At 58.7% G+C, this 14274-nt stretch carries 9 protein-coding genes; 5 read left to right on the forward strand and 4 right to left on the reverse strand.

Annotated elements, in window-relative coordinates:
- Nucleotides 1-45: 45 nt before the first annotated feature.
- The 3 genes from ABI171_RS19915 to ABI171_RS19925 all read right to left on the reverse strand — a co-directional run bounded on the left by ABI171_RS19915 (nt 46) and on the right by ABI171_RS19925 (nt 2710).
- Nucleotides 46-993, reverse strand: a complete 948-nt coding sequence (locus ABI171_RS19915) for a hypothetical protein (protein ID WP_348094276.1) — start codon at nt 991-993, stop codon at nt 46-48.
- Between the two features lie 140 nt (nt 994-1133).
- Entirely contained in the window at nt 1134-1916 is a 783-nt protein-coding gene (locus ABI171_RS19920) for a 3-hydroxybutyrate dehydrogenase (protein WP_348094277.1), read from the reverse strand.
- 53 nt (nt 1917-1969) lie between these two features.
- Complete coding sequence (locus ABI171_RS19925; RefSeq protein ID WP_348094278.1) at nt 1970-2710, reverse strand: acetoacetate decarboxylase; 741 nt, start codon at nt 2708-2710, stop codon at nt 1970-1972.
- A 553-nt stretch (nt 2711-3263) separates the two neighbouring features.
- On the opposite strand from ABI171_RS19925, the gene ABI171_RS19930 reads away from it, so the two are divergent.
- Nucleotides 3264-4592 (forward strand): dicarboxylate/amino acid:cation symporter, encoded by a 1329-nt coding sequence (locus ABI171_RS19930; protein ID WP_348094279.1) that lies wholly within the window; start codon nt 3264-3266, stop codon nt 4590-4592.
- A 159-nt stretch (nt 4593-4751) separates the two neighbouring features.
- On the opposite strand, the gene ABI171_RS19935 is transcribed toward ABI171_RS19930, so the two are convergent.
- On the reverse strand, nt 4752-6437 hold the full coding sequence (locus ABI171_RS19935) for a peptide chain release factor 3 (protein ID WP_348094280.1): 1686 nt from the start codon (nt 6435-6437) through the stop codon (nt 4752-4754).
- Nucleotides 6438-6758: 321 nt separating this feature from the next.
- Between ABI171_RS19935 and ABI171_RS19940 the strand changes: the two genes are divergently transcribed.
- The 4 genes from ABI171_RS19940 (at nt 6759) to ABI171_RS19955 (ending at nt 14242) form a co-directional block, all read left to right on the forward strand.
- Entirely contained in the window at nt 6759-8180 is a 1422-nt protein-coding gene (locus ABI171_RS19940) for an alkaline phosphatase family protein (RefSeq protein ID WP_348094281.1), read from the forward strand.
- A gap of 154 nt (nt 8181-8334) precedes the next feature.
- The gene (gene hrpA, locus ABI171_RS19945; protein ID WP_348094282.1) at nt 8335-12363 is read left to right on the forward strand and encodes an ATP-dependent RNA helicase HrpA; all 4029 of its coding nucleotides are present in this window, start codon (nt 8335-8337) and stop codon (nt 12361-12363) included.
- Nucleotides 12364-12456: 93 nt separating this feature from the next.
- A complete protein-coding gene (gene dcd / locus ABI171_RS19950; RefSeq protein WP_348094283.1) occupies nt 12457-13023 on the forward strand; it encodes a dCTP deaminase in 567 nt (188 codons plus the stop codon).
- A gap of 1 nt (nt 13024) precedes the next feature.
- Complete coding sequence (locus ABI171_RS19955) at nt 13025-14242, forward strand: hypothetical protein (RefSeq protein ID WP_348094284.1); 1218 nt, start codon at nt 13025-13027, stop codon at nt 14240-14242.
- Nucleotides 14243-14274 lie beyond the last annotated feature (32 nt).

The following is a 14274-nucleotide window of genomic DNA, read 5'->3' on the forward strand; positions in this document are numbered from 1 at the left end:
TCCAGCTCAATAGTCCGGCTCAATACCAATTGCAGAGTTCCTGGTCTACGGCAGAACCGAGCCCAGGCGCACTGACCAGCTTGCCATCGGCGTGGCGGACCAGGCGGTGCGGTTAAACAGATACAGGCGCTGGCTGCGCAGTTTGTTCGGCCACGGCTGCTCGTCCAGCGACAAGCCCAGGCTAGGCTGGCATTCCGGGCGCGGCAGGCGGCCATCCTGGTCGAGGATCTCGCGCATGCGCTCGCCATCGGTCGCCATGCGGAACGCCATCGGCACGATTTCATCGACCGGCAGATCGGCCAGCCAGGCGTCGCCTACGCACCAGGATGCCAGAGCGGTAATCGACAGCGCGACATTGTCCGGCAGCGCCGCGCGGCTGCGCTGGACGACGTCGGCCAGGAACGGCTTCTGGCTATGCATGACTTCGAAATCCAGCTGTACCACCTGGCTCGGACTACGCGTTGCGGCGGCTACCACGGCGTTGACGATCAGCTGTTTCTGTTTGTTGTTGAGGGCCGGCTTGTGCGGCCCGCGCGCCATGTCGATATGGACGATGGTGACTACCGGCGCTTTCGGCAGCAAGCCGCTGGCCGCATACCATTCGGGCGGCAGGCGCAACGGTTGCTGGCGGCGCCGCACAGTGGCGCTGCCGTCGCGCAGCAGCACGGTGGTGTCCAGCACGGCTACGCCGATGCGCTGCGCTTGCAGCGATGTGCCGGGCGTGTCGCTTGCCTCTGCCGGTTTTGATTGCCTGGCGCCGTTGCCGAGCCAGGAGCTGGTATCGTCCGGCCGTTCCCATACCCACAGCATCAGCGGCGGCAGCGCCGCCAGCGCAGCCTGCCTGGTGGCGAATGCGGGTGCCCCCAAGGGCGCTTTTGCCGGGATGTTTTTTGCCAGCAGAGCAGGGCTGCCGGTCAGCAGCAACAGGCATGACAGGCAGTATTTCAGCCATAGTTGCCTGGCGGTCCGGGACAAATAATAAGATGCGTTCAAAATAAATTCTCGGATCAGTGTTTTGCAGTGTCAATTGCGAGGGCAATGCCATAAAAAGGCAATGCCGTAAAAGGACAAGAAATGAAAAAGGCAAGAAACGTTTCTTGCCTTTTTGTTTATCTACATGACTGCGAAGGTGATTATTGCATGAACCAGCCGTGGCTGACCACGATCGATTGGCCGGTCAGTGCATTGGATTCGAAGCCCCCCAGGAAAATTGCAGTTTGCGCGACATCGTGGGTGGTGGTGAATTCACCGTCCACGGTATCTTTCAGCATCACGGTCTTGATCACCTGGTCTTCGGTGATGCCGAGTTCCTTGGCTTGCTCCGGAATCTGCTTTTCCACCAGCGGCGTACGGACAAAACCCGGGCAGATGACATTGGCGCGGATCTTGTTCTTGGCGCCTTCCTTGGCGACCACTTTGGCCAGGCCGATCAAGCCGTGCTTGGCGGTGACGTAAGGCGCTTTCAGCGGCGAACCTTCGTGCGAATGGACCGATCCCATGTAAATGATGGCGCCGCCATTGCCCTGCTTGATCATTTCGCGCATTGCGGCGCGGGTGGTCAGGTAGGCGCCGTCGAGATGGATCGCCAGCATTTTCTTCCAGTTATCCAAGGTCGAATCGACGATAGGGGCGATGATCTGGATCCCGGCGTTGCTGATCAGCACATCGATGCTGCCAAAGTTGGCGACGGCGTCGGCAATGCCTTTGTCGACCTGTGCTTCGTCGGTGACGTTCATGGCGACCGCCATGGCGACGCCGCCCGATTGGTTGATTTCATTAGCGGTAGCAGTGGCGGCATCCAAGGCCAGGTCGGCGATCACGACCTTGGCGCCGGCGCGTGCGTATTCGATGGCGATTTCCTTGCCGATGCCGCTGGCGGAACCGGTAATCAGTGCAACTTTATCTTTGAGTGACATGGCATTTCCTTCATTGAGAATTAACTTGGTTGTTCAGTGACTTGTTCGATAACTTATTTGGCAAGATAGTCGTAAGCGACCGTGCCCAGCGGCAAAGTCAGGTCGGTCAAGATGTGTACAGCAGAGATGATTTCCAGCACCGGCAAATCGGCGACCGGCGCCAGCGCATGCGGATGCAGGTCGAGCGCGCCAGGACCGCTCCAGGCGCCTTTCACGGTGATGTCGGTCAGGCTGTACTGTACCAGTTCGCAGATGCGTGGAGTGCCATCGACATGCGGAATGATCTTCAGCAGGAAGGCAGGGGTTTCCAGCGATTTCTTGATCGCATCCGGATCGAGCGCCTTGTGCTTGAAGCCCATGGTGCCGGTGGCGACCCGGAAATCGCTATAGTCCAGCGTACCCATCAGCGTGTCGGTATGCACCTTCAACTCCGGATTGCCCAGTTTCTTGGGGAAGCCCCACAGTTCACGGCCGCCCGCGATCGGCGGATGATCGTTCAGAAACATGCTGTGCACATAGCCGCCGGCGACGCCGTCCAGCGTCACCGGGATGACTTGCCCCGATTCGCAATAATGGCCGAAACCGGTCGAGTCAGGCATCTTGATGAATTCGAACTTGACGATCGGATCCGTGAATTGCAACGGCGCCGGGATGATTTTCTTGAGCGCTTCCGGATCGGTGCGGTAAGTGATGATCAGGAATTCACGGTTAACGAAGCGATAAGGGCCGGGAGGAAAGGCCGGATTGTGGATAGGCATCGCAAAAGCATTTTTACGGACATCGTTTTCAGTCATTTATCTTCCTCGTTATGAAAAGACCTGCTGGTGTACGGCTTGTCTGTGACAGCGCAAACAAGCGAAAGGTTGCCGTTACTTTCCTTCTCTTGCGTCGAGCTTCGTTTTTAGCTGCGGCGCAAAATACAGAATTGTTTAAATTGCAATTAAAAAGTCATCTCCACCACGCAAGATACACAAACATTGTGACAAGGCTATCTCAAGTCTTGCCGGATAAATATCTCACGCAGGAATTTACTTGAAGAGCAATACAGAACAGAATGCAATTATATTCAAGGTCGCCAATTCAAGAGATGTGCTGCAAGATGATTGCATAAAACACAATTTCTTGCCGATGCACGTAAATAACTTGAGTGGCGGTAGCGTTATCAGCTAAAGTTGCGCTCTTTTTTCCATCTTTCCGCTCAAGGTGTCGGGGAGCATGCGCAAGCGGAATGATGCAAGGAAAGATTCAGCAGCAAGATTCAACAGCAGGGCAGTATGATCGGCGCCGGTCGCGTCATTTGGCGGCGGCGATATTCTAAAAAAAACGTAATCTAATCGGAGGGGACAAATGGCAAAACCAGCGCTCTACAAATCACTCTATGTACAGGTATTGACCGCCATCGTGATCGGCGTCGTGCTGGGATATTTTTATCCGGAAACCGGGGCCGCCATGAAGCCGCTCGGCGACGGCTTCATCAAGCTGATCAAGATGATCATCGCACCGGTGATTTTCTGCACCGTGGTGATCGGCATCGCCGGCATGGAAGACATGAAGAAGGTCGGCAAGACCGGCGGCCTGGCCTTGCTGTACTTTGAAATCATGAGCACCGTGGCGCTGATTCTCGGCCTGATCGTGGTCAATGTCTGGCATCCGGGTACCGGCATGCATATCGATCTCTCGACATTGGATGCCAAGAGCATCGCGGCTTACACCGGTCCGGGCAAGATGGAATCGACTGCCGATTTCTTCTTCCACATCATCCCCAGCAGCATGGTCGACGCTTTCGCCAAGAATGAAATCCTGCAAGTGTTGCTGATCGCGATACTGTTCGGTTTCTCGCTGCATAAATTCGGCGGCCGCGGCACGCTGGTGTTTGATTTTGTCGAAAAATTTTCGCACGTGCTGTTCGGCATGGTTGGCCTGATCATGAAGGTTGCTCCGATCGGCGCTTTCGGCGCGATGGCGTTCACCATCGGCAAATACGGCCTCGGCTCATTGCTGTCGCTGGGCCAGTTGATGGGCGCGTTCTATCTGACATGTCTGCTGTTCATCTTCGGCGTATTGGGCGCGGTTGCCAGGTTTCACGGCTTCAGTGTCTGGAAGTTCGTCAAGTACATCAAGGAAGAACTGCTGATCGTACTCGGCACTTCGTCGTCGGAATCGGTGCTGCCACGCCTGATGGGCAAGCTGGAAAACCTGGGCGCCAAGAAATCGGTGGTCGGCTTGGTGATTCCAACCGGTTATTCCTTCAACCTGGATGGCACCTCGATCTACCTGACCATGGCCGCGGTATTCATCGCCCAGGCCACCGACACGCCGATGACGCTGATGCAGCAACTGACCTTGCTGGCGGTCTTGCTGTTGACCTCCAAGGGCGCCGCAGGCGTTACCGGCAGCGGCTTCATCGTGCTGGCGGCAACCTTGTCGGCGGTCGGCCACGTACCTGTGGCAGGCCTGGCGCTGATCCTCGGTATCGACCGCTTCATGTCTGAAGCGCGCGCACTGACGAATACCATCGGCAACGGCGTGGCGACCCTGATCGTGGCGAAATGGACCGGCGAGCTGGATGAAGTGCAATTGCATCGTCAGCTGGATGGCAAGGCGATTGATGCGGATCAGGAGTTGGCCGTGCACGATGCGGCGATTGCGCAGGCGGATCAGCGCGATCATTCGTAAATAGATTTTCAGGGCGTGTAGCCCTGAAAATGAAAAAGGAGATGCCGCGGCATCTCCTTTTTTGCTATGCAGGACTCGGCGTCCCCGACTCGGCGTCCCCGACTAGGCGTCCCCATCTTATGACGTTACGCTTTTCCGACCTGCGAATCCTCTTGCGTACTAGTTCAGTTTTACCGCGTGCTCCCGCGTTTCATGGAACACCACTTGCGGCCAGCGTTCCTGCGTCAGGCGCAGGTTGACGCCGGAGGTCGCCAGGTAAGCCATGTTGCCGGCGGCGTCGTAGGCGACGTTGTTGCCGGCGGAGGATTTTTCGAAATCGGCCAGGATCTTCTTGTCTTCGCAAGTGATCCAGCGCGCACTGCTGATGCTGGTGCCTTCGAATACGGCGTCGACGCCATACTCGTTGAGCAGGCGGCTGGCCACCACTTCAAACTGCAGCACGCCGACGCCGCCCAGCACCAGGTCGCTACTGGTGATCGGTTTGAAAACCTGGATCGCGCCTTCTTCGCCGAGCTGCTGCAAGCCTTTGTGCAACTGCTTGATCTTGAGCGGATTGCGGATCCGCACCGAGCGGAAAAAATCCGGGGCGAAGTAGGGGATGCCGGTGAACTGCAGCAGTTCGCCTTCGGAGAAACTGTCGCCGATCTGCATGTTGCCGTGGTTCGGCAAGCCGATGATGTCGCCGGCATAGGCTTCTTCCACCTGTTCGCGGCTGGAGGCCATGAAAGTCACTACGCTGGATACCTTGATTTCGCGGTTCAGGCGCAGATGCTTGATCTTCATGCCGCGCTGGAAGTGGCCGGAGCACACGCGCAGGAAGGCAATCCGGTCGCGGTGCGCCGGATCCATATTGGCCTGGATCTTGAACACGAAGCCTGAGAAAGCGGCCTCGGTCGGTTGCACCGTACGCACAGTCGCATCGCGTGCGCCGGGCGGCTGGGCCCAGTCGATCAGCGCATTGAGGATCTCGCGGATACCGAAGTTGTTGATGGCGGAGCCGAAAAACACCGGCGTCTGGACGCCGGCCAGGAAGGCTTCATGGTCGAATGGATGCGAAGCGCCATGCACCAGCTCGACTTCCATCCGCAACTGTTCGATTTCGCGCGGGAACATCTCATCCAGGCGCGGATTGTCGATGCCCTTGATGACTTCAAACGTCTGGTCGGCTTTGTCGTTGCCGGCCGCGAACAACAGGATTTCATCGCGCAACAGGTGATACACGCCGCGGAAAGTCTTGCCCATGCCGATCGGCCAGGTCACCGGCGCGCATTGGATCTTCAGCACCGATTCCAGCTCGTCCAGCAGTTCCAGCGGATCGCGGGTTTCGCGGTCCATCTTGTTCATCAGGGTGATGATCGGCGTGTTGCGCATGCGGCAAACGTTGAGCAGTTTGATGGTCTGGGTTTCCACGCCCTTGGCGGCGTCGATCACCATCAGCGCCGAGTCGACCGCCGTCAGCACGCGATAGGTATCTTCCGAGAAATCCTGGTGGCCCGGGGTGTCGAGCAGGTTGACCACGTGGTCGCGATATTCAAACTGCATCACCGAGCTGGCGACCGAAATGCCGCGCTGCTTTTCGATGTCCATCCAGTCCGAGGTTGCATGGCGGCCGCTCTTGCGGCCCTTGACCGTGCCTGCCAGCTGGATTGCGCCGGAGAACAGCAGCAATTTTTCAGTCAGCGTGGTTTTGCCGGCATCCGGGTGGGAAATGATCCCGAAGGTACGGCGGCGCGCCACTTCACTGGCGATTTGCTCGATAGAGACGTTGGCAACGGTATTGTCGGTGAGGTCGGCGCTATCGGCCGCGCCATCGACGTTTGGCTGCTCGGATACGGGTTCTTGCATGATGCGTGGTTCAGGCGATCTCGGCCGCCTGCCTTGAGAGTAATAGAGTCGTGAATGCGCGTGCATGCGCGAAAAAACGGAAATCCGCCGGCCGCGCTGTGTTGCGCTGGCATTTTGGCAGTTTCGATAACCCGCGATTATAACGTATCCGGGCTGGTGCGCCAGTGGCAGAATATTTTCAATTATGCAAGTGTTACCTGTATTTGCCAGGCGTTTCACCCATGATCCGGCGAAATTTCCGGCCAAAGCTGCTGCTGCCGGCAATCGCTTCTTTTTGCCTTTCTTGCTCTTCATGCCTACACTTCTCGGAAGGAGGTGCCCATGGGACAGATCTTGCCGCAGGTCGAACATATTGTGGTCGTCATGTTTGAAAACCGCTCGCTGGATAACATGCTGGGCTGGCTCTACGCGGATGGCGGTGCTCCGGCTGCGGTTTTGCCGGCTGCGGGTGCGGCGCAATTCGACGGCTTGCGCGCCGACCTGTGGAATCCGGCGAATGCGGGTTATTTTGGCGGCGAAGCACCGCAAAAAATCATGGTTGGACGCGGCACGGCCAGCAGCACCGTGCCGGATCCCGATCCTGCGGAAACCTTTGATAATGTGACATATCAGCTGTACGGCCCCCACGGCGTGGCCGCCGCGCCGCTTTATCCGATGCAGGGTTTCGTCGTCAACTACGCTACCACCGAGACCGATGACGCCACCCAAATCATGCATTGCCATGACTGCGACCAGTTGCCCGTGCTGGCGGCGCTGGCGCAGCAGTATGCGGTGTCGGATGCATGGTTTGCCTCGGTGCCCAGCCAGACCTGGCCGAATCGCGCCTTTGCCCATGCCGGTACCTCGAACGGACGCATCAACAACGGCAGTCCACCTGATCCGCTAGCTTGGGACGTGCCGACTGTCTACAACGTGCTGCAGTCGCTGGACGTCAGCTGGAGCATCTATAGCGACACCCTGGTGACGCCATCGCTCACGCGCACCATGTTCCCGAAGCTGTGGGACCCGCTGCTGAACGAGCATTTCAGCCGCTTTACCGAGTTCGTCGATGCCTGCGCCACCGATGCGCTGCCGGCTTACAGTTTCATCGAACCGAGTTTTCTGCTGGAACCGAATGATCAGCATCCGCCGCACGACTTGCAGGCGGGCGAGGCTTTCCTCCATGCCATCTGGACCGCCGTCAGTACTTCGCCGGGCTGGAACAAGACCTTGCTGGTGATCACCTATGATGAGCATGGCGCGTGCTACGACCATGTGCTTCCGCCCGTCAATGCGACGCCGCCGGACGCGGCCAGCGATCCGGGCGACGGCGGTTTCGGGTTTGACCGCTTCGGCGTGCGGGTGCCGGCGGTGCTGATTTCTCCCTATATTGCCGCAGGCACGGTGTTTCGTTCCGATACCGATGTCCCTTACGACCATACGTCGATATTGGCGACATTGCGCGACTGGATCGACATTCCATCTTCGGCCATGCTGCCCAGCAAGCGGATTGCGGCGGCGCCGACGCTGGCGCAGGTATTGACGCTGGCGACGCCGCGCAGCGACCTGCCGGCGATTCCTGCGCCTGCCACGGATTGGGTGCAGCCGGCCATGTCGGAACCCCTCAACGACTTGCAGAAAAGCCTGGTGAGCGGGTCGGCGCGCCGCTTCGGCCTTGATCCGAAGGCAACGCTGGAGGGTGTCCAGACACGCCAGCATGCGGTGGATTTTTTCAAGCAGCGGCCAACCAGAGTCAATTCCTGAATCACTACCCTAGCGCCTTGCTGCGGCAAATCCAGCTAAAACCACGGCGGTTTGATGGTGACGGGCGACGGCAGGCGACAAATACTGGCTGAGTGAGGGATAAACAGCGGTTTTGTCGCGCTTTGTCGATGCTGCTCTGTATAATTCGATCCTCATGTCAGTCTCAGAATCCAACAAACCGCCGCGATCAGCAGATCGCCCAAGTCCCCAGCGCACTGCTGGCCGTCCACCCCAGCCGCGCAATGGCGGAGCCACGCGCCCGGAGCCGGCGCGGCCTGCGCCTGAGCGCAATCCGTTGCCGCCTATCGTGTTTCCCGAAGAGTTGCCGGTTTCCGGCAAGCGCGGTGAAATTTCGGCGGCGATCAGCGCCAACCAGGTCATCATCGTCTGCGGCGAAACCGGCTCGGGTAAAACCACCCAGCTGCCGAAGATCTGCCTGGAGCTGGGGCGCGGCCTGAACGGCATGATCGGCCATACCCAGCCGCGCCGGATTGCCGCTTCGTCGACCGCCAAGCGCATCGCGCAGGAACTCAATTCGCCGCTGGGCGAGCACGTCGGCTACAAGGTACGTTTCAACGATACCCTGACCAAGGGCGCCTGGATCAAGCTGATGACCGACGGCATTCTGCTGGCCGAGACCCAGACCGATCCCTTGCTGCGCCAGTACGACACCATCATCATTGATGAAGCGCACGAGCGCAGCCTGAATATCGATTTCCTGCTGGGCTACCTGAAGCAGTTGCTGCCGAAACGGCCTGACCTGAAAGTCATCATCACCTCGGCAACAATCGATGCCGACCGCTTCGCCCGCCATTTCGGTACGGAAAACAAGCCGGCGCCGGTGATCGAGGTTTCCGGCCGTCTGTATGAAGTTGAAGTACGCTACCGTCCGGTTGATAACGCCGACCGCAGCGGCCTCAATCCGGGCACGGCTGCCGCCGCAGCAAAACCGAATGCGCCGCAAAACGCCGCCCAGCGCGACCGTGACCAGCGTGACCTGATGGATGCCGTGGTCGATGCGGTGGATGAACTGGCGCGCGTCGGTTCAGGCGATGTGCTGGTGTTCCTGCCGGGCGAACGCGAAATCCGCGACGCCGCCGAGGCACTGCGCAAACACCATCCGGCCCACGTCGAAATCCTGCCTTTGTTTGCGCGCTTGTCGGCGCAGGAGCAAGAACGGGTATTCAAAGCCTCCAATGCGCGCCGCATCGTGCTGGCCACCAACGTCGCCGAAACCTCGCTGACCGTGCCGGGTATCCGCTATGTGGTGGATGCCGGCCTGGCGCGCGTGAAGCGCTACAGTTACCGCAACAAGGTCGAACAACTGCAGATCGAGCCGATCGCGCAATCGGCCGCCAACCAGCGCGCCGGCCGTTGCGGCCGGGTCGCCGCCGGCGTCTGTATCCGTCTTTATGAAGAGAAGGATTACCTGCAGCGGCCGAAATTTACCGAACCGGAAATCATGCGTTCGTCGCTGGCCTCGGTCATTTTGCGGATGAAATCGCTGCACCTGACCGACGTCGAAACCTTCCCGTTCATCGAGCCGCCGCCGGGCCGCGCCATCGCCGACGGCTATCAGTTGCTGCAAGAGCTGGGCGCGGTGGATGACAATAACCTGCTGACCAAGACCGGCCGCCAGCTGGCCAAGCTGCCGCTGGATCCGCGCGTTGGCCGCATGATCCTGGCGGCGCTGGACAATGTCTGCCTGAGCGAAATGCTGATTATCGCTTCGGCGCTCTCCGTGCAAGATCCGCGCGACCGCCCGATGGAAGCGCAAGGCTCGGCCGACCAGGCGCACAAGAAATTCGCCGATGAAAAATCGGAGTTCCTGAGCTACCTGAAAATCTGGAAATGGTTTGAAGAGGCCATCGAACACAAGAAAACCAATCGTCAGCTGATGGATAACTGCCGCGCCAATTTTCTCTCGCAGCTGCGTCTGCGCGAATGGCGCGATGTGCATTCGCAGCTACTCACGATTGTGAAGGAGCAGGGCTGGCGTCTGAATGAAGCGCCGGCCACCTACGAGCAATTGCATTGCGCTTTGCTGACCGGCTTGCTCGGCAACGTCGGCTTCAAGGCCGACGACGATGCGCATTACTTGGGCGCGCGCGCCATCAAATTCTACTTGTGGCCCGGCTCGACTTTGTCGAAGAAGGCCGGCAAGTGGGTGATGGCGGCCGAGCTGGTCGACACTAGCCGCCTGTATGCGCGCTGCATCGCCCAGATCCAGCCGGAATGGCTGGAAAAGGTCGGCGCCCATTTACTGAAGAAATCGTATGGTGAGCCGCGCTGGGAAAAGCGCACCGCGCAAGTGTCGGCTTCCGAGCGCGCCACCTTGTACGGGCTGGTGGTGTACAGCCAGCGCCGCATCAATTTCGGCCTGATCAATTCGACCGAAGCGCGCGAGATTTTCATCCGCGATGCGCTGGTTGGCGGCGAGTTCGACACCCGTGCGCCATTTTTTGCGCACAACCAGAAGCTGATCCGCGAGATCGAGAACCTGGAGCACAAGTCGCGCCGTCTGGACGTGCTGGTGGACGATGAACTGATTGCGGCGTTCTATGACAAGCTGATTCCTGCAGATATCTGCAACGGCATCACGTTTGAAAAGTGGCTCAAAGACATCAGCGTCGAGACGCCTAAATTGCTGTTTCTCAACCGCGACGAATTGATGCGGCACGAAGCGGCTGGCATCACCACCGAACTGTTCCCCAAGGTGATGCGGGTGGCCGGTATCGAGATGGCCTTGTCGTATCACTTCGAGCCTGGCACCCCGCGTGACGGGGTTACCCTGACGGTGCCTCTGTATGCACTGAACCAGGTCTACGCCGACCGTTGCGACTGGCTGGTGGCCGGCATGCTGAAGGAAAAAGTTCATCTGCTGCTGAAGTCGCTGCCGCAGAAAATCCGCCGCAACTGCGTGCCGTTGCCCGACTACGCCGCCGGTTTTTGCGAGCGGATCCAGGCCCGTCTTGTATTCGGCCACGGCAATCTGCTGGATGCGCTGATGGCGGACATCCGCACCGAAACCACGGTCGCCACGCGCAGCACCGACTTCAAGCTGGAAACCTTGCCGGCGCATCACTCGATGAACTTCAAGATCGTCGATGAGCATGGGCGCCAACTCGATATGGGGCGGAACCTGTCCGCCTTGCAGGATGAGTTCGGCGGGCAGGCGCGCGAGAGTTTCCAGAAGCTGGCGGAAAACACGGTAGTGACCGATGTGCCGCAGGTATCTGCGCCGCAAACCACGCAGCAAGGCAACTCTGCCAGGCCGGCGGCTAAAGCGGCTGATACTGCCGCAGCCAAGCCTGCCGGCCAAGCTGGCCAATACGGCATGTTGACCAGCTGGACCTTCGGTGAATTGCCGGAGCTGCTGGAAATCCAGCAAGGCAAGCAGACCTTGATCGGCTTCCCGGCGCTGGTCGACAAAGCCACGCATTGCGATCTCGAGGTGTTCGATGATCCGAACGAGGCGGTGCGCATCCATCGTCTCGGCTTGCGCCGCCTGTTTGCCTTGCAGCTCAAAGAGCAGTTGAAATTCCTGGAAAAGAATATTCCCGGCTTGCAGCAGATGGGCATGCAGTTCATGGCTCTGGGGTCGCAGGAAGAACTGCGCGACCAGATCATTTCCGCCGGCCTGGAACGCGCCTGCCTGCAAGCGCCGCTGCCAAAGAATGCCGAGCAATTCGCCCAGCGCAAGGATGAGGGCAAATCGCGGCTGGGTTTGCTGAGCAATGAAATCGCCCGCCTGGCCGGCCTGATCCTGGCGGAATATCACGGCTTGCCGAAAAAACTGCAAGGCGCCAAGGGCCATGCGCAAGCGGTGGCCGATATCCAGTCGCAATTGCAGGCGCTGGTCGGCAAGCGTTTCATCGCAGATAACGACTACGCCAACCTGACGCATTTCCCGCGCTACTTGAAGGCGGTCAATGTACGGCTCGAAAAATTGCGCGCCGATCCGACCCGCGATGGCCGTTTGTTGACGGAATGGCTACAGGTGGCGACGCCGTGGCAACGCGCGCAAAAAGACCGCGGCAGCAAGAACTCCGATCCGAAGATGACGGAATTTCGCTGGTTGCTGGAAGAGCTGCGCGTATCGCTGTTTGCACAAGAGCTGAAAACGCCGATGCCGGTCTCGGCCAAGCGTTTGCAGAAGGTGTGGGAAACCATGCAGCGGTAAGCATGACTGAAGCCTGCAAGATGACCGCTTTACAGCCCATTTGGCGTAAAATTGCGCAAAATACCTACCCTCACTATAGATTGACAGAAAACAATGACGATTAAATCCGACAAATGGATACGCCGCATGGCGCAGGAAACCGGCATGATCGAGCCTTTCGAGCCCGGTCAGGTGCGCGAGGCTAACGGCCAGAAGATAGTGTCCTACGGCACCTCGTCGTACGGCTACGATATCCGTTGCGCCAACGAATTCAAGATCTTCACCAATATCAATTCGACCATCGTCGACCCCAAGAATTTCGACGAGAAATCGTTTGTCGATTTCAGCGGCGACGTTTGCATCATCCCGCCGAATTCGTTCGCGCTGGCGCGCACCATGGAATACTTCCGCATCCCGCGCAGCGTGCTGACGATCTGCCTAGGCAAGTCGACTTACGCGCGTTGCGGCATCATCGTCAACGTCACCCCGTTCGAGCCGGAATGGGAAGGCTATGTCACGCTGGAGTTTTCCAACACCACGCCATTGCCGGCCAAGATTTATGCCGGCGAGGGCTGCGCCCAGGTGTTGTTCTTCGAGAGCGATGAAATTTGCGAGGTTTCCTACAAAGATCGTGGCGGCAAATATCAAGGGCAGCAAGGCGTGACCTTGCCGAAAGCCTGATATGCCGAAGAACAAGCGCCCTGTGCCTCGCAAATCCAGCGTGTCGCCGGAAGATAAAGACGAAGCGATAACCCAGCAGTTATGCGACCTGGCGATCGACCTGGCCGAGCAGGATAGCGAAGAGGCTGAAGGTGTTGCCGTCGGCGAAGCCTTGAAGCAGGCCGGCATCGAATTCCACAAGATAGTCAAGAAAAGCCTGCAGCAGAAAAAGGACGACATCCTTTACGATGCGATCGAACGCGCCAAATACGCCGATCTCGACGCCTGGCAATTCTTGAAAGGCAATGTCGAAGAAGCCTCGGAAATCCTGCTGGTGCGCCGCGATGAAGGCAAGGTGCTGGAGCTGAACGCCTTCGTCGTGCCGTTCTTCGCGCATGTCGGCGGCGGCCTCAAGCGCGAGCAGTGCTTCCAGGACCAGGACGCTTTCGATGCGCTCTCCGCCAGTTTCAAGAAGGCGCAGCTGGAAGGTCCTGACGCCACAGTGGTGCTGGTCAGCCACGCCTACCATCTGGACGAGATAGACAGCATCCGCTACAGCCATTTGTTTGAAATGAACCGCGACGCTTTCGGCGCCATGGCGGACAAGAAGCTGGCAACGACCACCGCGATCGAAAGTAGTATCAGCGGCTGGCCGGAAAATCTGTTCGGACCTGATGACGATGCGGTTGAAGTGCGCTTCCTGCTGGGCTTTTCCCTCAAGGCCACCGACGACGCGTTCTATCAGGTACCGGAAGACGAAGCTGGCGCCGAGGCTTATTTCACCGCGCGCGAAGAACGTTTTCAAAGCTGGACCGAACAAGTCGCGCCGCTGCTCAAGCGTTGCCTGGTGACGGATGGCCGCGAGATCGATCTGCATTTCCTGTACCAGGATCTGTTCCACGGCGGTAAGGAACGCGGCATCGCCGAATACTTCACGCTGCAGATGATGTCGGAGCTGAACCGCGGTCTCGATCAGCACGGCGTCGAGCCCTTCGACGCCAACGCCATTGTCGGCCCGGCCGACGTGCGCGGCGAGATGGTATTGCGCGTGAATTTGTACTGCAAGGATGGCGTGTTGCTGGCTTCTTCCGAGAAACCGCTGGGAGCTGGCAGCGACCTGCAGGTGGAAGTCGATGATACCTACGACGCATTGCGCACCATTGGCGTTACTTCACTGGCGGTCGCCATGAAATTCGAAGCCGACGGCCAGCCGCTGGAAGTGCAACCGTACGAGGCATAAGGCGCGGGGTGAGGAAATCGCGCCGGCAGAAA

Origin of the sequence: Collimonas sp., assembly GCF_039923675.1 — a bacterium.
In the GTDB taxonomy this organism is placed as follows: Bacteria; Pseudomonadota; Gammaproteobacteria; order Burkholderiales; family Burkholderiaceae_D; genus Collimonas.